Raw genomic sequence first — 23,244 nt, 5'->3', positions numbered from 1 at the left:
ATTTAAGGCCTCGGGGCCGGGCCGTCACCCATTGACGCGCTCGGCGCTCGACACAACGGGGCGCCCGCGCAGATCGGTGAGGATGCCGTTCAGGTGCCGGAGGTCGAACACGTCGAGATCGATCAGCATCTCGGTGAAGTCTGGCGAGCGCGAGCGCATCTCCAGTCCCTCGATATTGCCGTTGCGCTCGCCGATGATGGTCGCCACCTGCCCGAGCGTGCCCGGCTCATTGATGGCGGTCACACGGATGCGGGCGGGGAAGCGGCCGGTGCTGAGCTCATCCACGTCCCAGCGCACGTCGAGCCAGCGCTCGGGCGCGTCCTCGAAGTGCTGGAGCGCCTTCGACTGGATGGGATAGATGGTGATGCCCTCGCCCGGGGTGAGGATGCCCACGATGCGGTCGCCCGGCACCGCGCCGCCCTGCGGCGAGAAGCGCACGGGCAAATCGGAATTGATGCCCCGGATGGGCAGGGCGGCCACGAAAGCCTCCTCGCCCCCCTCGGGGATCTTGAACTTGAGGTTGTGCCCCTTCTTGAGCTCGAACCAGCCCTCGCCCTGCGGAGCGCGGTTGGCGGCGAGCCGGTCCTCGGGGCGCGGGGCGGTCCAGTCCGGATAGACGGCGCGGATGAGATCGTCGGTTTTGATCTCGCCGCGCCCGACCGCCGCGAACACGTCTTCCACCGCTGTGCGGGCAAGGCGCGACATGCCCTTGGTCACCACCTCGTCGGAGAAGGCCTTGCCGGCGCGGGCGAAGGCCCGCTCGGCGATCTTGCGGCCGAGGCCGGCATATTGCGCCCGCACCGCTGCCCGCGTGGCGCGGCGCACGGCGGCGCGCGCCTTGCCGGTAACGGCGATGGTCTCCCAGGCGCCGGGGGGCGTCTGGGCCTTGGAGGTGATGATCTCCACCTCGTCGCCATTCTTCAGCTCGGAGACCAGCGGGGCGATATTGCCGTTGATCTTGCAGCCCACCGCCGTATTGCCGACATCGGTGTGGACCGCATAGGCGAAATCGATGGGCGTCGCCTTGCGCGGCAGGGCAATGAGCCTGCCCTTGGGGGTGAAGCAGAAGACCTGATCGTGGAAGAGCTCGAGCTTCGTGTGCTCCAGGAACTCCTCCGGCGACAGGCCCTGCGACAGGTTCTCGATGGTCTTGCGCAGCCAGGCATAGGCGCTGCTCTCGGTGGAGAGCATGGCCCCCGGCGCGCCGCTGGCATCCTTGTAGAGCGCATGGGCCGCGATGCCGTATTCGGCGATCTCGTCCATGTCGCGGGTGCGGACCTGAAGCTCCACGCGCTGGCGGCGCGGGCCGATGACCGTTGTGTGCAGCGAACGATAGTCGTTCGGCTTCGGCGTCGAGATGTAGTCCTTGAAGCGGCCCGGCACGAGCGGCCACTTGGTGTGGACGATGCCCAGCGTGCGGTAGCAGTCTTCCACCCCGTCCACGATGACGCGGAAGCCATAGAGGTCGGAAAGCTGCTCGAAGGCGATGGCCTTGCGTTCCATCTTGCCCCAGATGGAGTGCGGCTTCTTCTCGCGGCCCTTCACCTCGGCCTTCATGCCCCGCCGCTCCAGCTCCTCCTTCAGCTCGCGCTCGATCTCCTGCACGAGCGGGCCGTTGCGCTCCCGCAATTCCTCAACGCGGGAGGTGATGCTCTCATAGGCCTCCGGCATGAGCTGGCGGAAGGCGAGATCCTCCAGCTCCTCGCGCATGTCGTGCATGCCCATGCGGGCAGCGAGCGGCGCGTAGATGTCGAGGGTTTCCTGCGCGACACGGTCCCGCTTCTCCGGCGGCACGTATTTCAGCGTGCGCATGTTGTGGAGGCGGTCGGCGAGCTTGACCAGCAGCACGCGCACGTCGTCGGCGATGGCCAGCAGCAGCTTGCGCAGGTTTTCCGCCTGCTTGGCCTGCTTGGACACGAGGTCCAGCTTCTTGATCTTGGTGAGCCCCTCCACCAGATCGGCGATCTGCTTGCCGAACAGGCGTTCGATCTCCGCCTTGGTGGCGTCAGTATCCTCGATCGTGTCGTGGAGCAGCGCCGCCACGATGGTGGCGTCGTCCAGCTTCAGGTCGGTGAGGATGGCGGCCACTTCGAGCGGATGCGAGAAGTACGGGTCGCCGGACGCGCGCACCTGCGCGCCGTGGGCGCGCATGGCATAGACATAGGCGCGGTCGAGAAGCGCCTCGTCGGTCTGGGGATTGTACCGTCGAACGCGCTCGACCAGCTCGTATTGGCGCATCATGGCCGGCACGGTCCGTCGCAGCACGGGCGGACCCGGGCGGGCCGCCGTGATTAGTCAAGCCCGGCTCATATCATGCAGGCGCCACCTTGGCGCAAGTCGCAGATGACTTTTTTGCGAATGCCTCGCACCACCTGCAATCAGGGTAGAAGAAGTGTTGAGCCCGTGGTGGCGCGGCTTTCGAGGTCCTTGTGGGCCTTGGCGGCATCCTTCAGCGCATAGGTCTGATGCACGGGAATCTTGAGCGCGCCGGTCAGGACCGCCTCGAAGAGATCGTTGGCCGTTGCCACGAGCTTCTCGCGGGTGCTGGTGTGGGTGAAGAGGGTCGGCCGCGTGGCATAGAGCGAGCCCTTCTGGGACAGGCTCAGCAAATCGAAATTGGTGATCGCGCCCGAGGCGTTGCCGAAGCTCACCCACAGGCCGAAGGGCTTCAGGCAGTCGAGCGACGCAGGATAGGTTGCCTGCCCGACGCCGTCATAGACCACGTCGCACATCTTGCCGGAGGTGATCTCCTTCACCCGGTGCACGAAATCCTCGTCCTTGTAGAGGATTACATGGTCCGCGCCATTGGCGAGGGCGAGTTCCGCCTTCGCCTTCGATCCGACGGTGCCGATCACGGTGGCACCCAGCGCATGGGCCCACTGGCAGAGCAAAAGCCCGACGCCGCCGGCCGCCGCCTGCACGAGGATGACATCCCCCGGCTTCACCGCATGGGTGTGCTTCACCAGATATTGCGCCGTCATACCCTTCAGCATCATGGCGGCGGCGGTGCGGTCGTCGATGGCGGCGGGCACATGCACGAGAACGTTGGCGGGCACGTTGCGCGCTTCCGCATAGGAGCCGAGCGACGTCGCATAGGCAACGCGGTCCCCGGCGTGGAAACCCTCGACGTGCGGCCCCACCGCCTCGACCTCGCCCGCCCCCTCATTGCCGGGGGTGAAGGGCAGCGCCGGCGCCTTGTAGAGGCCGGAGCGGAAATAGGTGTCGATGTAATTGAGGCCGATGGCGGTGTGGCGGATGCGCACCTCGCCGGGACCGGGCGGCGGCAGGTCCACCTGCTCGAACTTCATCACCTCCGGCCCGCCCGTGTGATGAATTCGGATCGCCCCGACCATTTCCGCCTCCCGCGCTTGAAACGCCCGCGATCATAGGGGCGTTGAAGTTCCGGGCAAGGCGCCTGCCAAAGCCCTGTGCACAGGCGACGTGCTGAGACGATGCGCCCGCAAGACGCCCTCGCGCGTTGCCGATATGATCCGCGCAATTTCCGGAGGCGTACCGCCTCCATCGTTTGTCCGAAGGAGGCGTCCATGTCGCAGCCCGTCAGCAATGCACCGGGGATCGAAGCCGAAGTGGCGGTGGTCGGTGCCGGGCCGGCCGGCCTCGCGACCGCCATCGGCTTTGCGGCATCGGGCCGGACCACCGTGCTCATCACCGGTCCGGAACGCGGGATCGACCACCGCACCACCGCCCTGCTCGGCACCTCGATCCCGATCCTCGAGCGGTTCGGCGTCTGGAACCGCATCGCCCCTCACACCGCGCCGCTGCGGGACATGCGCATCGTGGACGGCACGCGCCGCCTCGTCCGCGCGCCGGAAGTGACCTTCAAGGCCAGCGAGATCGGCCTCGAAGCCTTCGGCTACAATATCGAGAACGAGCCCCTGCGCCGGGAGTTGGGGGCCGCCGCCGAGGAGACGAACGGCCTCAGTCTCGCCCGCGCCTCCCTCACCGATCTGCGCACGGACGCGGACGGAGTGACGCTCAGCCTCGATGACGGTCGCTCTGTGCGCGCCGCCCTCGTGGCGGCGGCGGACGGGCGCAACTCCCGCGTCCGCGAGGCCTGCGGCATCGGCGTGAAGCGGCGCGAATATCCGCAGGTGGCGGTCACCGCCACGGTACGCCACACCCGTCCCCACTGGGACATCTCCACCGAATTCCACACCGAAACCGGTCCCTTTACCCTGGTGCCCCTGCCCGGCGACCGTTCCAGCATCGTCTGCGTGGTGGATGACCGCGAGGCGGTGCGCCTCCTCGGCCTCGACCTGCCGGCACTGGCGCGGGAATTCGAGCGGCGGGCCCATTCCATCCTGGGGCCGTTCGAGGTCGAGGAAGGCCGCGCGGCCTTCCCGCTGGTGGCCGAAACCGCCCGCGAGATCACGGCGCCCCGCGTCGCCCTGATGGCGGAAGCGGCCCATGTGATGCCGCCCATCGGGGCGCAGGGCCTGAACCTTGGGCTCCGGGACGCGGTTGCGCTGGTGGATCTCGCGGCGGAGCCCGGCCTCGACCTCGGCGGAGCGGAGATGCTGAAGCGCTATGCGGGCGCCCGCGACCGCGACATCCACGGCCGCATGACGGCGGTGGACATGCTCAACCGCTCGCTCCTCTCCGACCTCGTGCCGGTGCAGAGCGTGCGCGGCTTCGGCCTTTATCTGCTCGACCGCGTGGGGCCGCTGCGGCGCACGGTGATGCGCCTCGGCCTCGGCAACCGCGCGGCCTGAGCGTCCCTTATTTCACGACCGAGATGCGGGGCGACGTCACCGCCGCCTCGCGCGGCTTGGCGGGAGCATCCCGCATGCCGAAATCGGTGCGCGCCACGAGCGCCGCGACCCAGTCCACGAACACGCGGAGCCGGTTGCTCAGGTGCCGGGAGGGCGGGAAGACCGCGTAGATGGGCTTTGCCGGCGCCCGCCACTCGCTAAGAACCGGCACCAGCGCCCCGCTCTCGATATGCGGCCGCGCCATAAACACCGGCATCATGGCAATCCCGATCCCCGCCATGGCGGCGGTGATGTAGGCGTTGCTGTCGCTCACCGCGAGCATATAGCGCCCGTTCACCTCGACGGCCTCGTCGGCATCCTTGCTCAGGGTGAGCGAGAGGGAGCGCCCCATGCGGGGCTTGAAATAGCCGACCGCCCGGTGGGAGGTCTCAAGGTCCAGCGGATGGGCAGGCGTGCCATGGGCCTCGAGATAGCCGGGCGCGGCGACCAGAACCGAGTGCATCTCGCCGATTCGGCGGGCCACCAGAGACTGATCGGCGAGCTGGCCGGCCCGGATCACGCAGTCCACATTCTCGCCCAGCAGGTCCACGACATCGTCCGTCACCCCGAGGTCGATCTGGATATCGGGATAGCGGGCGTGAAACTCCGGCAGCGCGGGGATCAACAGCATTGTGGCAAGGGCGGCGGAGATATCGACGCGCAGGCGCCCCTGCGGATTGGCCTGCGACACCGCCATCGTGCTGTCCAGGTCTTCTAGGTCCGCCAGCAGACGCACCGCGCGCTCGTAATAGGCCTCGCCATCCGGCGTTACGGTCACGCGGCGGGTGGTGCGGTGCAGGAGCTTGGTGCGCAGATGGGCTTCGAGCGCCTGCACATTCTTGGTGAGGGTCGCCTTAGGCACCCGAAGCACGGTGGACGCGCGGCTGAAGGTGCCGGCCTCCACCACGCCGATGAAGCACCGCATCGCGGCAAGCTGATCCATGCAGAGGCTCCGAGGAGGGCGTCCGGCGGATTGTTTCTGACGGGAAATTATTACCGCCGATCACGCCAGACTTGATCCTCTTTATAAACAATCCTCCCGGTGCACAGCAACGTCAGGCCCCGCCGGCTAATAGCCGCGAGCCTTGGCGAGATGGGAGGCGGGCGCGCGGCCGATGGCCGCCGAGATGAAGGCGGCGGTTTCCACCAGCGCCTCGAGATCGACCCCGGTACGGATGCCCATGCCTTCCAGCATGTAGACGAGATCCTCCGTGGCCACATTGCCGCTCGCTCCCGCCGCATAGGGGCACCCGCCGAGCCCGCCCACGGAGGCATCGAGCACGGCCACCCCACGATCGAGGCAGGCATAGATGTTGGCGAGCGCCTGCCCGTAGGTGTCGTGGAAATGTAGGGCCACCTGCTCCACCGGCAGCGCTCCCAGCACCGCATCGAGCATCGCGACGGCCTTCCGCGGCGTGCCGACGCCGATGGTGTCGCCAAGCGAGATTTCGTAGCAGCCCATCTGAGAGAGGCGCTCCGCCACGTCCACCACCGCGGCCAGCGGCACCTCCCCCTGATAGGGGCATCCGAGCACGCAGGACACATAGCCCCGCACCCGCACTCCGGCGGCGCGCGCGGCCTCCATCACCGGCGCAAAGCGCGCCAGGCTCTCGGTGATGGAGCAGTTGATGTTCTTCTGCGAGAAGGCCTCGGAGGCCGCGGCGAAAACCGCCACCTCCTGCGCGCCCGCCGCCAGCGCCGCCTCGAATCCCTTCATGTTCGGCACCAGCACTGGATAGGAGACGCCCGGCCGCCGCGGCGCGGCTTTCAGGACCTCGGCGCTTCCGGCCATCTGCGGCACCCATTTGGGCGCCACGAAGCTGCCGGCCTCGATGGTCCTGAGGCCCGCCGCCGCAAGGCGGGCGATGAGGTCGACCTTCACCGCCTCGGGAACCAGCGTGGCTTCATTCTGCAGCCCGTCGCGCGGGCCAACCTCGACAATGCGCACATCTGCGGGGAAGGCCATGTCAGACCGCTCCCTGCGCCAGATCCAGACGGGCCTTGCGTTCAACATGCGGGTGGGCCGCCGGCGGGCAGATCCTCATCATCGTCTCCCTTGCGTCGCGGCCGTTGCCGTTGTCGGGGCCGCGCTGTTGTTAGGCGCCGACGCTAGGGCGGAAATCGCGAGCGTCAATCGGCCATTCGCCGGCTCCGTGCGAGCGAATGGCAGCATTGCGTGGGGCGCGCTTGGCGATGCGGGCGGGAGCGGCTAGAGGCCGCATCGTCCGGCGGGGCTCACGAATGCGTGACGCGGTGGCCCAGACGGATGCTGGCCCCGGTCACCGGGTCCCCCGCTCAGCGGGCTCTCCGCCGTTCCTGCCGCATTCTTCGATAGGCCAAGACATCATGTCCGTCGCCACCGCCACTCCCGCCGCCGCCCCGTTCCTCAGCCGGGAGCGGACCATCGCCGGTCCCGACTTCAACCGCTGGCTGGTGCCGCCGGCGGCGCTGGCGATCCATCTGTGCATCGGCATGGCCTACGGCTTCAGTGTCTTCTGGCTGCCGCTCTCGCGCGCCGTGGGCATCACGCAGCCCCTCGCCTGCCCGGCGGACATGGGCTTTGCGGCCCGCCTCGTCGCCACCCAGTGCGACTGGCCCATCAGCCTGCTCGGCTGGATGTACACGCTCTTTTTCGTGCTGCTGGGCTGTTCGGCGGCGCTCTTCGGCGGCTGGCTGGAGCATGCGGGTCCGCGCAAGGCCGGGCTCGTCTCCGCCGCCTGCTGGTGCGGCGGGCTCGTGATCTCGGCGCTCGGCGTCTATCTGCACCAGATCTGGATGCTGTGGCTGGGCTCAGGCGTCGTCGGAGGCATCGGCCTCGGGCTCGGCTATATCTCGCCGGTCTCCACCCTCATCAAATGGTTCCCGGACCGGCGCGGCATGGCGACCGGCATGGCCATCATGGGCTTTGGCGGCGGCGCCATGATCGGCGCGCCGCTGGCGGACATCCTCATGCGCACCTTCGCCGGCCCCGGCTCGGTGGGCGTGTGGCAGACGTTTCTGGCCATGGCGGGCATCTATTTCGTCTTCATGGTCTGCGGTGCGCTCGGCTATCGCGTGCCCGCCGAGGGCTGGAAACCGGCCGGCTGGCGCGGCCCGACGGTGAGCCGCAACCGCATGGTCACCCCCCATGACGTGCATCTCGACATCGCCTGGAAGACCCCGCAGTTCTGGCTGCTGTGGGCGGTGCTGTGCCTCAATGTCTCGGCGGGGATCGGCGTCCTCGGCATGGCCTCGCCCATGCTGCAGGAGGTGTTCGGCGGGCGGCTGATCGGCATCGATGTCAGCTTCGCCGATCTCTCCGCCGCGCAGAAGGGCCAGATCGCCGCCATTGCGGCGGGCTTCACCGGCCTCCTCAGCCTCTGCAACATCCTCGGCCGCTTCTTCTGGGCGTCCGCCTCCGACCGGCTGGGCCGCAAGATGACCTTCGCCATCTTCTTCCTGCTCGGCATCGTGCTGTATGCGGCCGTGCCGTGGTCGGCCCATCAGGGATCGAGCGTGCTGTTCGTGCTGATCTTCTGCGTGATCCTGTCCATGTATGGCGGCGGCTTTGCCACCATTCCGGCCTATCTCGCGGACATCTTCGGCACCCGCATGGTGGGGGCGATCCACGGCCGGCTGCTCACTGCCTGGGCGGCGGCCGGCATCCTGGGGCCGGTGCTCATCAACTATCTGCGGGAATATCAGATCGCCGCCGGCATCCCTCAGTCCGCCGCCTATGACCAGACCATGTACATCCTTGCCGGCCTTCTGGCGCTGGGGCTCCTGTGCAACCTGCTGGTCCGCCCCGTGGCGGAGCGACTCTATATGCGCGCCGTGACGCTGACGCCCCAGTCGGATGCAGCGGCCCCCCCGCCCGCCCGGACGGTGCAGGCAAGCGCGGCGCGGCCGGGCGGGCTCGTCCTGCTCACGTGGCTCGCGGTCGGTCTACCGCTTGCCTGGGGCATGTGGGTCACCCTCCAGAAGGCGGCGGTGCTGCTGCGTTGAGGGCGATCCTGCAGCGATGACAGGGTGATGAAGCCGATAAAAAGTACACCCCATACCCCGTTACCCGCACACTGATACCGACTACGGCTAGGTTGCCGCGCAGGGCATCAGCGTTTGGGTGGCGGGCATGACGATGGCGACTTCAGAAAACCAGACTGAGGCGCCGTCCCCACAGGACAAGGCCGCCTGGCTCGCCTCGCACGAGGAGGGCTACCATCAGGGCCTCGGCAACCGCCACATCCAGATGATCGCCATCGGCGGCGCCATCGGGACCGGCCTTTTCCTCGGGGCCGGCTCCCGCCTCCAGGCGGCCGGGCCGTCGCTCGCCCTCGTCTATCTGGTGTGCGGCGTCTTCGCCTTCCTGATCCTGCGGGCGCTCGGGGAACTGGTGCTGCACCGGCCGAGCAGCGGCAGCTTCGTCTCTTATGCGCGCGAATTCCTCGGCGAGAAGGCCTCCTTCGTCGCGGGCTGGCTCTATTTCCTCAACTGGGCGATGACGGGCATCGTTGATATCACGGCGGTCGCGCTCTACTTCAAGTTCTGGATGGTCTTCCAGGATGTGCCGCAATGGGTGTTCGCCCTCGGCGCCCTGTGCGTGGTCACCTCGCTGAACCTCATCAACGTCAAATGGTTCGGCGAGATGGAGTTCTGGTTCGCGCTGGTGAAGGTGGCGGCGCTGGTGATCTTCCTCGTCGTCGGCGTCGTGGTGCTGGTGATGGGCTATCCGGTGGCCGGCCATACCACGGGCCTCCACCTCATCACCGAGAACGGCGGCTTCTTCCCCCATGGCGTCCTGCCGGCGCTGGTGCTGGTGCAGGGTGTCGTCTTCGCATATGCGGGCATCGAACTCGTCGGCATCACCTCGGGCGAGTGCAAGGATGCGCGCAAGGTGCTGCCGGCGGCGATCAACGGCGTCATCTGGCGCATCGCCCTCTTCTATGTGGGCTCGGTGGTGCTGCTGGTCTGCCTGCTCCCATGGAACGTGTACAGCGCCGGGGAGAGCCCCTTCGTCACCTTCTTCACCGCCATCGGCTCGCCCGGCAACGGCTCGATCATGAATGTCGTGGTGCTGACCGCTGCCCTGTCGAGCCTCAATTCCGGTCTCTATTCCACCGGGCGCGTGCTTCGCTCGCTCTCCATGGGCGGCTCGGCGCCGCCCCTGCTGGCGCGCCTCAACCGCCATTCGGTGCCCTTCGCGGGCATCATGATTACCGTGAGCTTCTATGCGGTGGGCGTCGTGCTGAATTATCTCGTGCCGACGCGCGTGTTCGAGATCGTGTTGAACGTGGCCTCGCTCGGCATCCTCAGCACCTGGGCCTTCATCCTCGTGTGCCAACTCAAGCTCCGGCAGGCCGTGAAGCGCGGCGAGGCGCAGCCCGTCTCCTTCCGCATGCCGGGCGCGCCCTTCACCACATGGCTGTCGCTGGCCTTCCTCGCCGGCGTGCTGGTGCTGATGGCCTTCGATTATCCGGACGGCACGCTGACCGTCGCCATGATCCCCCTGCTGGCGGTGCTGCTCGTCCTCGGCTGGCACCTCCTGAAGCGCGGAAAGCCGGCGCGCGCCTGATCAGGCCACCTGCGGCGCGGCGGCACGCAAGGTCGCGCCGCCCATCACATCGCCCATGAATTCCGCGATGACGCTTTCGAGCGTCGGACCGGCGTCCACGCAGGCCATCGGGCGCAATCGCGTCTCGATCATGGCGAGGTGGGTGGTCATCATCCGGCTCGCCTTGGCCCGTTCCCCGGAAGCGAGCGCCCGGAAGATGGTGCGATGCTCGGCGCAGCCGCACTGGGCGGCGGCGGAATTCTCATAGAAGGCGACCAGCATGGTGGTGCGCCCCACGAGTTCGCGTGCCTGCTGGATGATGAGCGGATTGCCGGTCATGGACGCCAGCAGGAAATGGAACTCGGCGGAGAGCTTGAGCCACGTCTGCCGGTCGCCGGTCTTCAGCGCCTCGGTCTCCCGCTCCACATGGTCGCGCAGCGCCTCCACCTGATCGGGCGAGAGCGTATCAGCGAGATGGGCGACGATGCCGCCCTCCAGAATGCGCCGGGCCTCGAAGATCACGCGGATCTCGTTGGGATCGGGTGCCAGCGTGAAGGCGCCGCGATTCTTCACCACCTCGATCAGGCGTTCATGCCCGAGCCGATGCAGCACCTTGCGGATGCGCTCGCGGCTCACATCGAAGATTTCCGCGAGCCGGTGCTCGCCGAGCTTCGTGCCGCCCGGCAGCCGGCCGGCGAGCAGAACACGGGACAGGATGGCGTGGATCGTCTCTTCGTCCATGACACGCAACATGACCGGCGCGGCGTCGCGCGCTTCCACCCTCAGCATCGGCGATCGCGGGCGCCGCCGTCCAGAGCGCGGACGAGCAAGCGGTGCATAAAATGACGCCAATTGTGCACAATTTTGAGCCCATCGGGCACGATTTTCCACAATTGACCTGCCGGATGAAAACGAGGAAAGGCTTACAACGAAACTATCTTCACCTCTGGACAGGAGGACAGAGGCGGTTGGCACGATGGTTGCGAGATGGGGATGCGGAAACCCTGCCCACCTGTGTCGCCCGAGAGGTCTTCCTCATGTCCATCCCGACCAAGAGCGCCCCCACCCGCCGCGCCGTGCTGCAAGCCGGCGCCGCCCTCGCCGGCCTCGTCGCCGCCCCTTCGGTGCTGCGGGCGCAGACCAAGGAACTGGTGGTGGGCGGCGCCGCCAGCCACAAGCCGTGGGTGGAAGGCATCGTCATTCCGGCCTTCGAGAAGAAGTACAACTGCAAGGTCATCTTCGAGGGCACCAAGTCGCTGGTGAACCTGGAGAAGATGCAGAAAAACAAGGGCTCGCAGTATCTCTCCGTGGTCCAGATGGACGATCCGGTGATGATCCTCGCGGTCAAGGAAGGCCTGCTCGATCCACTGACCGCCGCCAAGGTGCCGAACCTCGCCGACCTCGTATCGGGCGCCGTGCACATGGACGGCATGTGGGCGAACTATCTCCAGCCCTGGCTCGGCATCGCCATCAACACCAATGCCGTGAAGACCCCGCCCACCTCCTGGGCCGACCTGTTCGACCCCAAGTACAAGGGCCGGATCATCATCCCCTCGCCGCAGAATACGGAAGGCCTGCCGCTCATCTTCGCCGCAGCGAGCCTTGCCACCGGATCCTCGCTGGAAGCGGCGCAGAAGGAGGCCGATGCCGGCTTCAAGAAGCTCGCCAGTCTCAAGCCCAACCTGCTCACCATCTACACCCAGATGCCGCAGGCCTTTAACCTGCTGGAACAGGGCGAGGCGCTGATGATCGGCCCGGCCATGTCCTCCTATGTGAGCGAGCGCAAGGCGGCCGGCGCCCCCATCGACCTCATCGCGCCCAAGGAAGGCGTGTTCGCCATGCCCTCCGGCATCGCGGTGGTGAAGGGCGCCCCCCAACAGGACCTCGCCTTCGCTTATGTGAACGAACTGCTGAGCGCGCCGCTTCAGGAGAAGCTCGTCGGCCCCACCGCCTCGCTTGGCGCCAACAAGCTCACGCCCAAGCCGGCCGGCCTGCCCGCCGACCTCAAGGTGATCCAGATCGACTGGGCGAACGTCGCCGCCGAGCGCAACAACTGGGTGTCCCGCTGGGACCGGGACATGGCGCTCTGAACCATGGCTGAATTCTCCGCCGGCGCACCCGGCTTTCTCGACATTGCGGCGGCGGAGAAGACCTTCGGCCCGGCGCGCGTGCTCGACGGGGTGGACCTCTCCGTCGCGCGCGGCGAGTTCATCTCGCTGCTCGGCCCTTCCGGCTGCGGCAAGACCACGCTGCTGCGCATCGTGGCGGGCCTCATGACGCCGGATCGCGGCAAGGTGGTGCTGGACGGCGAGGACATCACCCGGCGCCCGCCGCACAAGCGGGACGTGGGCGTGGTGTTCCAGAACTACGCTCTGTTTCCGCACCTCGACGTGAAGGCGAACGTCGCCTTCGGCCTCAAGGCGCGGGGAGCGCCGGCGGCGGGCATCGCGCCCGCCGTCACGCGGCTGCTCGATCTCGTGCGCATGGGCGCCTTTGCCGATCGCTCCGTGAAGGCGCTCTCCGGCGGCCAGCAGCAGCGCGTGGCGGTGGCCCGCGCGCTGGTGGTGGAGCCGAAGCTCCTCCTGCTGGACGAGCCCTTCTCCGCGCTCGACCGCAAGCTGCGCGAGGCGATGCAGATCGATCTCAAGCGCATCCTGCGGGAGGTGGGCACCACCGCCATCTTCGTGACCCACGACCAGGACGAGGCGCTCGCCATGTCCGACCGCATCGCTGTCATGTCCGGCGGTCGCATCGAGCAACTGGGCACGCCCGAGGAGATCTACCACCGCCCGGCCACCGCCTTTGCCTTTGGCTTCGTTGGCCTCTCCACCCGCCTTCAGGGGCGTGTCGCCTCCGCGGGCGACGGACATGTGGTGGTCGACACGGCGCTGGGGCCGGTGCGGGCCAAGGCCAATTTCCTGCCCGGCAGCCCGGTGCTCGTGGGCGTCCGGCCGGAACGCATCCGCCTGGGATCGGGCGGCGCGAACCAGATCGCGGCGCCTCTGCTTGATGCGGTGTTCCAGGGCGCACGGGTGCAACTGCATTTCGCGGCTCCCCGCGGGTCGCAGGTGCTCGTGGAAGCCGCACATCTCCCCGAAGGCGCCGAGCCGGGCGTGCCCTGCGCCCTCTCCTTCGCGGTGGAGGACACGCTGGTCTATCCCGCGCCGGAACTGGACCACGCGGTCGAGGAGGCGGCATGACGCGCCTTGGCAAACTCGATCCCGTGACGCTTCTGGCGCTGCCCGCCGTGGCCTATCTCGGCCTCGTCTATGGCCTGCCGCTGGTCGGCCTGCTGGCCCGTTCGCTGATGGTGGAGGGCACGCTCTCCCTCGCCTCCTACACCCGCTTCCTGTCCGATCCCTTCAGTTGGACGGTGATCGGCAACACGCTGCGGGTGGCGGCCGGCGTGACCCTGCTGTGCCTCTTCATCGGCTACCCGACCGCGCTGGCGCTCGCCCGCGCCAAAGGGGCGGCGCAGGCGCTCATTCTGGTGGCCATCATCCTTCCCCTCTCCGTGGGTGTGGTGGTGAAGGCCTTCGCGTGGCAGATCGTGCTGCGGCGGGACGGGGTGATCTCGCAGCTTCTCGTTGGCCTTGGACTGTGGGACGCGCCGCAGCGCCTGCTGTTCACCGAGACCGGGCTGGTGGTGGGCGCGGCGAACGTGTTCGTGCCCTTCATGATCCTGCCCATCTATTCGGTGCTGAAGCTGGTGGACCCGCGCCTCACCGAGGCCGCCGCGACGCTCGGCGCATCGCCGCTCTATCGCTTCTTCCACGTGGCCCTGCCGCTCTCCCTGCCGGGCATCGTCACGGGCATCGCCTTCGTCTTCTCCATGGCGACCTCCATGTATGTGGTGCCGAGCCTGCTCATCGGCGACCGCTTTCAGACGCTGGCAACCCTGACCGGCCGCTCCTTCCTCTTCATGCGCAACGAGCAACTGGGTTCCACCACCGCCGTCGTGCTGCTCATCCTCTCCGTCGCCGTAGTGGTGGCGAGCGCGGCGCTCTCCCGCCGGTTCGGAGGCGCGTCGTGACCCTCACCGAGCGCATCGCCTCCGTCCTCGTCTGGGTCATCGCGGCCTTCACCGTCATCTTCCTGCTGACGCCGCTGGTGGTGACGGTGGCCGTCTCCTTCGGCTCCAGTGCCGTCTTCACCCTGCCGGCGCCCGCCTTTTCGCTGCGCTGGTACGAGGCCATGGGTCGCTCGCGGGATCTCTGGGGCGCGGTTGCCACCTCGCTACAGCTCGCCGCGCTCTCGACGCTCATTGCGCTGGTGCTCGGCACGCTGGCGGCCATCGGCCTGCTGCGCGGACGCTTTCCCGGGCGCGAAAGCGTCGTCACCTTCCTCGTTTCGCCGCTGATGCTGCCGGGGCTCGTGCTCGGCATCGCCATGCTGGAGGGTTTTCGCGCTGCCGGCCTGCGGGCGGTGTGGCCGAGCCTTCTCGTCGCTCATGTGGTGATCACGCTGCCCTATGTGGTGCGCACCGTCTATGGCGCCTTGAGCCTGTTCGATTTCACGCTCATCGACGCCGCGCGAACCCTCGGCCTGTCCTATCCGAAGGCCATCTCCAAGGTGCTGGTGCCGGGCCTCGCGCCCGCCTTCGTCACCTCCGGCATGTTCGCCTTCCTCGCCTCCATGGACAATTACCCCATCTCCATCTTCTTCACGAACGCCTGGACCAAGACCTTGCCCATCCAGATGCTGCAATATGTGGAAGAGAGCCCCGATCCGATGATCGCGGCCATCTCCACCCTCCTCATCCTGCTCGCCATGCTCGTCCTCGTCGCCGGGGACCGGATGGTGGGCCTGCGCCGGATGGCGGACCTGTGATGCCGGCGAACGTGACGAGCGACCGCGACTTTCGCGGCTATGCCGGCCGCCCGCCGCAGGTGCGCTGGCCAAATGGCGCGCGCCTCGCCCTGTCCATCGTGGTGAATGTCGAGGAAGGCGCCGAGCTCTCCATCGGCGCCGGCGACGAGCGCAACGAAAGCGTCTACGAGACCATCGACGAGATCGTCGGTGCCCGCGACCTGTGCATGGAAAGCCATTTCGAATATGGCCCGCGGGCCGGATGGCCGCGCATCCGCACTTTGCTCGCCCGCTATGGGGTCGCCGCCACCCTCAATGCCAACGGCCGGGCGCTGGCACTCTCTCCCTGGATCGCCCGCGAGGGCGTCGCCGACGGCCATGAGGTGGCAGCCCATGGCTGGCGCTGGGAGCGGCATGCGCTGATGGACGAGGCCCGCGAGCGCGAGGCCATCGCCCGCACGGTTGCCGCCATCACCGCCACCGCCGGCAGCCCGCCGCGCGGCTGGCATACCCGCTCGGCCACCTCGGTCAACACCCGCCGGCTGCTCTTGGAGCATGGCGGCTTTCTCTATGATTCCAACGCCTACAATGACGACGTGCCCTATCTGGTGCGCGAGGCAGGCGAGGATTGCCTGATCCTGCCTTATGCCTTCGACACCAACGACATGCGTTTCCAGCCGGGCGGCGGCTTCATCTTCGCGGACGACTTCGCCCGCTACTGCATCGAGGCCTTCGACCGGCTCTATGAGGAAGGCGCCCACGCGCCGCGCATGATGTCGGTGGGCCTGCACCTGCGCATCATCGGCCGGCCGGGGCGCATCGGCGGGCTGGAGCGCTTCCTCGCCCATGTGGCGTCAAAGCCGGGCGTGTGGTTCGCCCGTCGCGATGCCATTGCCCGCCACTGGCTGTCGTCCATCGGGCGGGACGACATCCTGCGGCGGGCGCTGGGGGCGGATGCCGCGTGAGGGACCGCCCGATCCGGGCGAGCCTCAGGCCGGCAGGCCCATCTCCACCAGCCGCACCCAATAGCTGGTGCCATTGGCGATGGCCCGGTCATCGAAGTCATAGGCGGGATTGTGCAGGCCGGCCGTGTCGCCATTGCCGATGAAGACGAAGGCGCCGGGGCGCTGCTCCAGGAAGAAGGAGAAATCCTCCGCCCCCATACGCGGCGTCATGGCCGTGTCCACCGCCGCCGGCCCCGCCACGTCGCACGCCACCCGCGCGGCGAAATCCGTCTGGGCGGGGTGGTTGCGGGTGGCCGGATAGCCGCGCACGTAGCGCAGCGTCGCCTTGGCGCCGAAGACGGCGGCGGTGGTCTCCGCGATCTGGGCGAGCCGGCTTTCGATCAGGTCGCGCACCTCCGGATCGTAGGTGCGCACGGTGCCGCACAGATAGGCCGTCTGCGGAATGATGTTGTCCGTGGTGCCGGCATTGAACTGGGTGATGGACACCACCGCCGACTTCAACGGATCGATGGTGCGGGAAACCAGCGACTGGGCGGCGAGCACGATGTGGCTGCCGACCAGCACCGGATCCACGCCGTCATGGGGCTGGGCGGCGTGGGCACCGCGCCCCTCGATGTCGATATGGATCACGTCGGCGGCGGCCATGATCGGCCCGTGGCACATGCCGAAGGCGCCGAGCGCGATGCCGGGCATGTTGTGCATGCCGTAGATCTCCTCGATGCCGAAGCGCTCGAAAAGGCCATCATCGATCATCGCCTTGGCACCCGCCCCACCCTCTTCGGCGGGCTGGAACACGAGGGCGACAGTGCCGGAGAAATTGCGCGTCTCGGCGAGGATCTTGGCGGCCCCGAGCAGCATGGCGGTGTGTCCGTCATGGCCGCAGGCGTGCATCTTGCCGGGGGTCGTAGAGGCATAGGGCGCGCCGGTGATCTCGGTCAGCGGCAGCGCGTCCATGTCGGCCCGCAGCGCGATGGTGCGACCGGGCCCCTTGCCCCGGATGAGGCCAACGACACCGCTGCCGCCCATGCCGCGCACCACCTCATCGCAGCCGAACGCCGTCAGCCGTTCAGCCACCAGCGCCGAGGTGCGGGGCAGATCGTAGAGCAGCTCGGGATGGGCATGCAGATCCCGCCGCCAGGCCGTGATTTCATCGGCGAGGTCGGCGATCCGGTTGACGACGGGCATGAAGGAGAACTCCGCGGGGCGCGCACGAGCGCCGGAAGAGCCCAACCAAAGCCAAGCGGGCGCGCGCCGTCAAGCCATCCTGCCGCACACTTGGGCACGGCGGGCAACTGAATAAAAATTGCGCAAAACCACCCTTGGAGGAATTGTAGCCCGAGGGAAAGCCGGTCTAGCATCCTGCGCCAACGATAAAACCAGAACCTTCCGCTGGAGAATAGCTGAATGCGTCGGCACTTTTCGACCCTTCTCGCCACCGTGATGGTGGGCCTGTGCCTCGGCGCCGCCGCCGATGCCAAGACCTTCCGCTGGGCGCGCGGCCAGGACGCACCCACCCTCGATCCTCACACCGAGAATTCGAACCAGGTCTTCGGCCTGCTGCACCAGTTCTACGAACCCCTCGTGCAGCGCGACGAGACCGGCCAGCTCGTGCCGTGCCTCGCGCTCAGCTGGGAACTGAAGCCGAGCGACCCGACCGTCTGGGTGTTCAAGCTGCGGCCCAACGTCACCTTCCACAATGGCGACAAGTTCACCGCCGACGACGCCGTCTTCTCCCTGAAGCGCGCCATGGACCCGCTGGCGGGCCTGCGCACCACGCTCGCCGGCGTCACCGACGTGACCAAGGTGGACGACCTCACCATCGAGGTGAAGACGGCGGCCCCCATGCCGCTGCTGGTGAACCAGATCACCAATGTCTTCATGATGGACAAGAAGTGGGCCGAGGCGAACAACGTCGCCCGCCCGCAGGACTTCAAGAACAAGGAAGAGACCTTCGCCGTCCGCAACGAGAACGGCACCGGTCCCTATATCGTCACCAGCCGCGAGCCGGACTCCCGCACGGTGATGAAGCTGAACGACGCCTATTGGGGCAAGGGCCAGTTCCCGCTCCAGGCCACGGACGTCGTCTATAGCGTCATCGCCTCCGGCCCCACCCGCGTCGCCGCCTTGCTCTCGGGCGAGGTGGACTTCGTGCAGGACATGCCGGTGCAGGACATTGACCGCGTGGCCCAGACGCCGGGCCTCAAGGTGAATACGGGCGCCGAAGTCCGCTCCATCTTCTTCGGCCTCAACGGCGGTTCGCCGGAACTGCCCTCCTCCGACGTGAAGGGCAAGAACCCGCTGGCCGACAAGCGCGTGCGCCAGGCCATCGAGATCGCCATCAACCGCGAGGCGATCCAGAAGGTGGTGATGGGCGGCCAGTCCGCCCCCTCCGGCACCCTCATCCCGCCCGGCGTGAACGGCTATTCCAAGGCGCTCGACGCCTATCCGAAGTGGGACATCGCCAAGGCCAAGGCGCTGATGGCGGAAGCGGGTTATCCGAACGGCTTCACCGTGAAGATGAACTGCCCGAACAACCGCTACATCAATGACGAGAAGATCTGCCAGGCCACTGTCGGCTTCCTCGGCCAGATCGGCATCAAGGCGACGCTGGATGCCCGCCCCATGGCCCAGCACACGCCCACCATCCTGAAGGACGAGACGGACTTCTACATGCTGGGCTGGGGCGTTGCCTCGTTCGACGCCGCTTATACGCTCGACAGCATCTACCACAGCCGCGACAAGGTCTATGGCGCCTATAACGCCACCCGCGTCGTCAATCCAGAGCTCGACAAGAAGATCGAGGCCCTCGCCACCGAAGTGGACACCGCCAAGCGCAACGCGCTGCTGGCGGAGGTTCTCGCGCAGGTGAAGGACGAGGCCTACTTCATCCCCATCCACAACCAGCTTCTGGCCTGGGGCATGAAGAAGAACATCGACGTGAAGGTGCAGCCCGAGAACCAGCTGTTCGTGAAGTACGTCAAGATCGACTGACCGGAAACGCGGCTGATCAGGACCTCCTGATCGGCCGCGCCGAATGCCGGGCCCGCGTGGGATCCGGCCTGCCTGCCTTCCGGCCGCTCTCAGGGCGGCCGGCCCGCTCTCCCGTACAGAGCCGTGACAGCATGCTCGCGTTTCTTCTGCGGCGGATCTTCGAGGCCGTGGTGGTGATGGTCGTCGTCGCCTTCATCGCCTTCTCGATGTTCCGCTTCATGGGCGACCCGGTCGCCAATATGATGGGCCCCGATGCCACCATGGCCGACCGTCAGGCCATGCGCGAACGCCTCGGTCTCGACCGGCCCTTCCCCATCCAGTTCGGCCATTTCATCGAGGACATCTCGCAGGGCAATTTCGGCGTCTCCTTCCGCGTCGGCCGTCCGGTGATCGACCTCATTGGCGAACGGCTGCCCGCAACCCTGGAACTCGCCTTCGTCTCCGGCCTCTTTGCCCTCGCCTTCGGTCTCGGCTTCGGCGTCTACACGGCACTGCGGCGTTCCGGCCTCGTCTCACGCGCCATCATGGCCATCTCGCTCATCGGCGTGTCGCTGCCGACCTTCCTGATCGGCATCGGCCTCATCTATCTCTTCGCGGTGGAATTGCGGTGGCTGCCGAGCTTCGGGCGCGGCGATGTGGTGCGCATCGGCGGCTGGACCACCGGCTTCCTCACCCGCTCGGGCCTTGCCTCCCTCGTCCTTCCGGCCATCACGCTGGGCCTGTTCCAGATGACGCTCATCATGCGCCTGGTGCGCGCAGAGATGCTGGAGGTGCTGCGGCAGGATTACATCCGCTTCGCCCGCGCCCGTGGACTCACCGACCGAGCGGTCCATTTCCGCCATGCGCTGAAGAACACGCTGGTGCCGGTCATCACGGTGATGGGCCTCCAGCTCGGCTCCATTGTCGCCTTCTCCATCATCACGGAAACGGTGTTCCAGTGGCCGGGCATCGGCTCGCTCTTCATCTCGTCCGTGCAGGCGGTCGATATTCCGGTGATGGCCACCTATCTGCTGTTCGTCGCCGGCTTCTTCGTGGCGGTGAACCTCATCGTCGATCTCCTGTATTTCGCCGTCGATCCGCGCCTGCGCGGCTCGGGAGGGCACTGACATGGCGCTCACCACCGCTTCGCCCGAGCGCACGCCTAACTGGTTCGCCCGCGCCTGGGATTCGGACATCGGTCATTCCTTCCGCACCTCGCCCGTCACCATGCTGGCTGCTTTCGTGGTGCTGGTGATCGCGCTTGCCGCCCTGTTCGCACCCTGGATCGCGCCCACGGACCCGTTCGATCCCGCTTCCCTGAACCTGATGGACGGCAAGACCCCGCCGCTGACGCCCAGCGCCTTCACTGGCAACGAATTTTTGCTGGGCACCGATGACCAGGGGCGCGATGTCTTCTCCGCCATCCTCTATGGCGCGCGGATGTCGCTGCTGGTGGGGCTCGCCTCGGTGGCGGTGTCCATCGGGCTGGGCGTCGGCCTCGGCCTGCTGGCTGGCTATCGCGGCGGCTGGCTGGACAGCCTCATCATGCGCGTGGCGGACATCCAGCTCACCTTTCCGGACATCCTCGTCGCCATGCTGATCTTCGGCGTGGCGCGCGGAGCAGTGCCGGTTACGGCGCAGGAGAGCATCGCCATTCCGGTGCTCATCCTCTCCATCGGCGTGTCGAAATGGCCGCAATATGCCCGCACCGTGCGCGGCCTGACGCTGGTGGAGCGTGGCAAGGACTATGTGGCGGCCGCCCGCGTGGTGGGCCTGCCGCAGGCCACCATCATGCGCAGGCATATCCTGCCCAACGTCATCGGCCCCGTGTTGGTCATCGCCACGCTCGGCCTGTCGCTCGCCATCATCACCGAGGCGACGCTCTCCTTTCTCGGCGTCGGCGCGCCGCCGACCCAGCCCTCGCTCGGCACGCTGATCCGGATCGGGCAGGAATATATCGCCTCCGGTGAATGGTGGATCCTGTTCTTTCCGGCGATCACGCTGCTCGCCATCGCCCTCTCGGTGAACCTGCTGGGCGACTGGCTGCGCGATGCGCTGAACCCGAGGCTGCGCGGATGAGCGAGACGCCCCTTCTCTCCGTCAAGGACCTGCGGGTCGAGTTCCGCACCCGGCGCGGCACGCTCACGGCCGTGGACGACGTCTCCTTCGATCTCGCCCCCGGCGAGGTGCTCGGCCTCGTGGGCGAGAGCGGCGCCGGCAAGTCGCTCACCGGCTCGGCGCTCATCGGCCTCCTGACGCCGCCGGGCCGGATCGCGGCCGGCGAGGTGCGCCTCAAGGGCGAGCGCATCGATAACCTGCCGCCGGAGGGCCTGCGTCACATCCGCGGGCGCCGCATCGGCATGATCTTCCAGGACCCCCTCACCTCGCTGAACCCGCTGCTGCGCATTGGTGACCAGCTCACCGAGACCATCCGCACCCACCTGCCGCTCGACGCCAAGGGCGCACGGGAACGGGCCATCGGCCTTCTCGAAGAGGTGGGCATTCCCGCGGCGCGCCAGCGCATCGACCATTACCCGCACCAGTTCTCCGGCGGCATGCGCCAGCGCGTAGTGATCGCACTCGCGCTCGCCTGCGATCCGGAGATCGTCATCGCCGACGAGCCGACGACCGCCCTCGATGTCTCCGTGCAGGCCCAGATCATCGGCGTCATCAAGCGGCTGTGCCGCGAGAAGGGCACGGCGGTGATCCTCATCACCCACGACATGGGCGTCATCGCCGAGACCGCCGACCGTGTGGCGGTGATGTATGCCGGGCGACTCGCCGAGATCGGCCCGGTGCGCGATGTCATCGCAGCGCCCCGCCATCCCTATACGCGCGGCCTCATGGGCGCCATTCCCCGGCTCGACGCGGAGGAGGAGCGCCTCGTGCAGATCCCCGGCTCCATGCCGCAGCTTTCTGCCATTCCCGGCGGCTGCGCCTTCCATCCGCGCTGCGCGCACGCCTTCGCCCGCTGCGCGGCGGAACGACCGCCTCTTTATGCCGCCGACGGGACCTCCGCTGCCTGCTTCCTGCTCGACCCGGCACACCGGCCCGAAGCGCTGGAGGCGGCGCGATGAGAGCCCCCACATCCTCTCCTCCACTGGTGGAGGTGCGCGATCTCTATCGCGTGTTCGATGTGTCCAAACCCTGGCTCAACCGGGTGATCGAGCGCGAGCCGCGCCGGCTGGTGCGGGCGGTGGACGGTGTCTCCTTCTCCATCCGCAAGGGCGAGACCTTCGCGCTGGTGGGCGAGAGCGGTTCGGGCAAGTCCACCATCGCCCGGATGATCGCCGGCCTCATTCCGCCGAGCCGGGGGCAGATCCTGTTCGACGGCACGGACATCTCGAACCCGGCCAACGCCGCCGAAGTGAAGCGTCTGCGCCGGCGCTTCCAGATGGTGTTCCAGGATCCTTATGCGAGCCTCAACCCGCGCTTCCGCGTGGATGCCATCATCGCCGAGCCGCTCACCGCCTTCGGCCTCGCCACCGACCGCGCCACGGTGGAGGGGCGGGTTGCTGAGCTGCTGCGGCTGGTGAAGCTGGACCCGTCGGTGGGCCGGAAATTCCCGCACGAATTCTCCGGCGGCCAGCGCCAGCGCATCGCCATTGCGCGCGCGTTGGCGGCCAATCCCGACTTCATCATCTGCGACGAGCCGACATCGGCACTCGATGTCTCCGTGCAGGCGCAGGTGCTGAACCTGATGCGGGACCTTCAGGATCAGTTCGGCCTCACCTATCTGCTCATCACCCACAATCTCGCGGTGGTGAAGCATATGGCCGACGACGTGGGCGTGCTCTATCTCGGCCGGCTCGGAGAAACGGCACCAGCGCGGGAGCTGTTTGCCCGGCCCCGCCATCCCTATAGCCGGATGTTGCTGGAGGCGATCCCGGACCTCTCCGCCTTCGGGCGGCCGCGACAGGCGGTGACGGGCGAAATCCCCAACCCCATGTCGCCCCCCTCGGGCTGCACGTTCCATCCGCGCTGTCCGCTGGTGGAGGCGCGCTGCCGTGCGGAGGTGCCGCGTGCGCTTCCCGCAGGGGCAAGCCTCGTCGCCTGCCATGTGGTTGCGGAGCGCGAGGCGATGCCCCTCCCCATCGGCTGAACACGAAGAGGACACGCCAGCCGAATCAGCGGCGTCCATTGTCCGCCAAAACGCGAACACCCGACAGGTCGGCGGACCTGCCGGGTGATTCCATGA

General features: G+C 67.5%; 19 protein-coding genes. 13 read left to right on the top strand and 6 right to left on the bottom strand.

Annotated elements, in window-relative coordinates; all coding sequences use genetic code 11:
- Positions 1-24: 24 nt before the first annotated feature.
- Entirely contained in the window at positions 25-2,241 is a 2,217-nt protein-coding gene (locus DFO45_RS04490) for a bifunctional (p)ppGpp synthetase/guanosine-3',5'-bis(diphosphate) 3'-pyrophosphohydrolase (protein WP_043879194.1), read from the bottom strand.
- Positions 2,242-2,378: 137 nt separating this feature from the next.
- The gene (locus DFO45_RS04485; protein WP_133863945.1) at positions 2,379-3,353 is read right to left on the bottom strand and encodes a quinone oxidoreductase; all 975 of its coding nucleotides are present in this window, start codon (positions 3,351-3,353) and stop codon (positions 2,379-2,381) included.
- A 192-nt stretch (positions 3,354-3,545) separates the two neighbouring features.
- Between DFO45_RS04485 and DFO45_RS04480 the strand changes: the two genes are divergently transcribed.
- Positions 3,546-4,733 (top strand): UbiH/UbiF family hydroxylase, encoded by a 1,188-nt coding sequence (locus tag DFO45_RS04480; protein ID WP_133863944.1) that lies wholly within the window; start codon positions 3,546-3,548, stop codon positions 4,731-4,733.
- 7 nt (positions 4,734-4,740) lie between these two features.
- Here DFO45_RS04480 and DFO45_RS04475 read toward each other — a convergent pair whose 3' ends face one another.
- Both DFO45_RS04475 and DFO45_RS04470 read right to left on the bottom strand, forming a co-directional pair.
- Complete coding sequence (locus tag DFO45_RS04475; protein ID WP_133863943.1) at positions 4,741-5,715, bottom strand: LysR family transcriptional regulator; 975 nt, start codon at positions 5,713-5,715, stop codon at positions 4,741-4,743.
- Between the two features lie 126 nt (positions 5,716-5,841).
- Positions 5,842-6,738 carry a hydroxymethylglutaryl-CoA lyase gene (locus tag DFO45_RS04470; protein WP_133863942.1) on the bottom strand — a complete coding sequence of 299 codons (897 nt, stop codon included), beginning with the start codon at positions 6,736-6,738 and terminating at the stop codon, positions 5,842-5,844.
- A gap of 380 nt (positions 6,739-7,118) precedes the next feature.
- On the opposite strand from DFO45_RS04470, the gene DFO45_RS04465 reads away from it, so the two are divergent.
- Together DFO45_RS04465 and ansP are read left to right on the top strand one after the other, a co-directional pair.
- Complete coding sequence (locus DFO45_RS04465; protein WP_133863941.1) at positions 7,119-8,756, top strand: OFA family MFS transporter; 1,638 nt, start codon at positions 7,119-7,121, stop codon at positions 8,754-8,756.
- A gap of 127 nt (positions 8,757-8,883) precedes the next feature.
- Entirely contained in the window at positions 8,884-10,323 is a 1,440-nt protein-coding gene (gene ansP / locus DFO45_RS04460) for an L-asparagine permease (protein WP_208299743.1), read from the top strand.
- Here the strand turns inward: ansP and DFO45_RS04455 are convergent, their stop codons facing one another.
- A complete protein-coding gene (locus DFO45_RS04455) occupies positions 10,324-11,043 on the bottom strand; it encodes a GntR family transcriptional regulator (protein ID WP_166657047.1) in 720 nt (239 codons plus the stop codon).
- A gap of 296 nt (positions 11,044-11,339) precedes the next feature.
- Here DFO45_RS04455 and DFO45_RS04450 point away from each other — a divergent pair, with 296 nt between their 5' ends.
- From DFO45_RS04450 to DFO45_RS04430, 5 genes are read left to right on the top strand one after another with little or no spacing between them, the layout of a single operon-like run.
- Positions 11,340-12,392, top strand: coding sequence for an ABC transporter substrate-binding protein (locus tag DFO45_RS04450; protein ID WP_043879190.1), 1,053 nt, complete (start codon positions 11,340-11,342; stop codon positions 12,390-12,392).
- Positions 12,393-12,395: 3 nt separating this feature from the next.
- Positions 12,396-13,502 (top strand): ABC transporter ATP-binding protein, encoded by a 1,107-nt coding sequence (locus tag DFO45_RS04445; protein WP_133863938.1) that lies wholly within the window; start codon positions 12,396-12,398, stop codon positions 13,500-13,502.
- The gene (locus DFO45_RS04440; protein WP_133863937.1) at positions 13,499-14,335 is read left to right on the top strand and encodes an ABC transporter permease; all 837 of its coding nucleotides are present in this window, start codon (positions 13,499-13,501) and stop codon (positions 14,333-14,335) included. The genes DFO45_RS04445 and DFO45_RS04440 overlap by 4 nt, the downstream gene beginning before the upstream one ends.
- Positions 14,332-15,132 (top strand): ABC transporter permease, encoded by an 801-nt coding sequence (locus DFO45_RS04435; RefSeq protein ID WP_133863936.1) that lies wholly within the window; start codon positions 14,332-14,334, stop codon positions 15,130-15,132. The genes DFO45_RS04440 and DFO45_RS04435 overlap by 4 nt, the downstream gene beginning before the upstream one ends.
- Complete coding sequence (locus DFO45_RS04430; RefSeq protein WP_208299742.1) at positions 15,132-16,076, top strand: polysaccharide deacetylase family protein; 945 nt, start codon at positions 15,132-15,134, stop codon at positions 16,074-16,076. Before DFO45_RS04435 ends, DFO45_RS04430 begins: the two co-directional genes overlap by 1 nt.
- Before the next feature lie 24 nt (positions 16,077-16,100).
- Here DFO45_RS04430 and DFO45_RS04425 read toward each other — a convergent pair whose 3' ends face one another.
- Positions 16,101-17,261, bottom strand: a complete 1,161-nt coding sequence (locus DFO45_RS04425; RefSeq protein ID WP_133863935.1) for a M20 aminoacylase family protein — start codon at positions 17,259-17,261, stop codon at positions 16,101-16,103.
- Between the two features lie 219 nt (positions 17,262-17,480).
- Here DFO45_RS04425 and DFO45_RS04420 point away from each other — a divergent pair, with 219 nt between their 5' ends.
- The 5 genes from DFO45_RS04420 (at position 17,481) to DFO45_RS04400 (ending at position 23,148) form a co-directional block, all read left to right on the top strand.
- Positions 17,481-19,067 (top strand): ABC transporter substrate-binding protein, encoded by a 1,587-nt coding sequence (locus DFO45_RS04420; RefSeq protein WP_133863934.1) that lies wholly within the window; start codon positions 17,481-17,483, stop codon positions 19,065-19,067.
- 131 nt (positions 19,068-19,198) lie between these two features.
- On the top strand, positions 19,199-20,173 hold the full coding sequence (locus tag DFO45_RS04415) for an ABC transporter permease (RefSeq protein WP_012170512.1): 975 nt from the start codon (positions 19,199-19,201) through the stop codon (positions 20,171-20,173).
- Position 20,174: 1 nt separating this feature from the next.
- Positions 20,175-21,125: an ABC transporter permease gene (locus DFO45_RS04410; RefSeq protein ID WP_133863933.1), complete on the top strand. Its 951-nt coding sequence runs from the start codon at positions 20,175-20,177 to the stop codon at positions 21,123-21,125.
- Complete coding sequence (locus DFO45_RS04405; RefSeq protein ID WP_133863932.1) at positions 21,122-22,123, top strand: ABC transporter ATP-binding protein; 1,002 nt, start codon at positions 21,122-21,124, stop codon at positions 22,121-22,123. Before DFO45_RS04410 ends, DFO45_RS04405 begins: the two co-directional genes overlap by 4 nt.
- Entirely contained in the window at positions 22,120-23,148 is a 1,029-nt protein-coding gene (locus DFO45_RS04400; protein WP_012170509.1) for an oligopeptide/dipeptide ABC transporter ATP-binding protein, read from the top strand. The genes DFO45_RS04405 and DFO45_RS04400 overlap by 4 nt, the downstream gene beginning before the upstream one ends.
- Positions 23,149-23,244 lie beyond the last annotated feature (96 nt).

The organism is Azorhizobium sp. AG788 (genome assembly GCF_004364705.1).
Taxonomy (GTDB): domain Bacteria; phylum Pseudomonadota; class Alphaproteobacteria; order Rhizobiales; family Xanthobacteraceae; genus Azorhizobium; species Azorhizobium caulinodans.
This window is presented reverse-complemented; position numbering and strand designations above follow the sequence as displayed.

Excerpts from the sequence above, each read along its gene's own strand:
- DFO45_RS04405 (WP_133863932.1), top strand. The coding sequence starts at position 21,122 with ATGAGCGAGACGCCCCTTCTCTCCGTCAAGGACCTGCGGGTCGAGTTC.
- DFO45_RS04470 (WP_133863942.1), bottom strand. The coding sequence starts at position 6,738 with ATGGCCTTCCCCGCAGATGTGCGCATTGTCGAGGTTGGCCCGCGCGAC.
- DFO45_RS04440 (WP_133863937.1), top strand. The coding sequence starts at position 13,499 with ATGACGCGCCTTGGCAAACTCGATCCCGTGACGCTTCTGGCGCTGCCC.
- DFO45_RS04430 (WP_208299742.1), top strand. The coding sequence starts at position 15,132 with ATGCCGGCGAACGTGACGAGCGACCGCGACTTTCGCGGCTATGCCGGC.
- DFO45_RS04490 (WP_043879194.1), bottom strand. The coding sequence starts at position 2,241 with ATGATGCGCCAATACGAGCTGGTCGAGCGCGTTCGACGGTACAATCCC.
- DFO45_RS04410 (WP_133863933.1), top strand. The coding sequence starts at position 20,175 with ATGGCGCTCACCACCGCTTCGCCCGAGCGCACGCCTAACTGGTTCGCC.
- DFO45_RS04485 (WP_133863945.1), bottom strand. The coding sequence starts at position 3,353 with ATGGTCGGGGCGATCCGAATTCATCACACGGGCGGGCCGGAGGTGATG.
- DFO45_RS04425 (WP_133863935.1), bottom strand. The coding sequence starts at position 17,261 with ATGCCCGTCGTCAACCGGATCGCCGACCTCGCCGATGAAATCACGGCC.
- DFO45_RS04475 (WP_133863943.1), bottom strand. The coding sequence starts at position 5,715 with ATGGATCAGCTTGCCGCGATGCGGTGCTTCATCGGCGTGGTGGAGGCC.
- DFO45_RS04420 (WP_133863934.1), top strand. The coding sequence starts at position 17,481 with ATGCGTCGGCACTTTTCGACCCTTCTCGCCACCGTGATGGTGGGCCTG.
- DFO45_RS04465 (WP_133863941.1), top strand. The coding sequence starts at position 7,119 with ATGTCCGTCGCCACCGCCACTCCCGCCGCCGCCCCGTTCCTCAGCCGG.
- DFO45_RS04480 (WP_133863944.1), top strand. The coding sequence starts at position 3,546 with ATGTCGCAGCCCGTCAGCAATGCACCGGGGATCGAAGCCGAAGTGGCG.
- DFO45_RS04445 (WP_133863938.1), top strand. The coding sequence starts at position 12,396 with ATGGCTGAATTCTCCGCCGGCGCACCCGGCTTTCTCGACATTGCGGCG.
- DFO45_RS04450 (WP_043879190.1), top strand. The coding sequence starts at position 11,340 with ATGTCCATCCCGACCAAGAGCGCCCCCACCCGCCGCGCCGTGCTGCAA.
- DFO45_RS04400 (WP_012170509.1), top strand. The coding sequence starts at position 22,120 with ATGAGAGCCCCCACATCCTCTCCTCCACTGGTGGAGGTGCGCGATCTC.
- DFO45_RS04455 (WP_166657047.1), bottom strand. The coding sequence starts at position 11,043 with ATGGACGAAGAGACGATCCACGCCATCCTGTCCCGTGTTCTGCTCGCC.
- ansP (WP_208299743.1), top strand. The coding sequence starts at position 8,884 with ATGACGATGGCGACTTCAGAAAACCAGACTGAGGCGCCGTCCCCACAG.
- DFO45_RS04415 (WP_012170512.1), top strand. The coding sequence starts at position 19,199 with ATGCTCGCGTTTCTTCTGCGGCGGATCTTCGAGGCCGTGGTGGTGATG.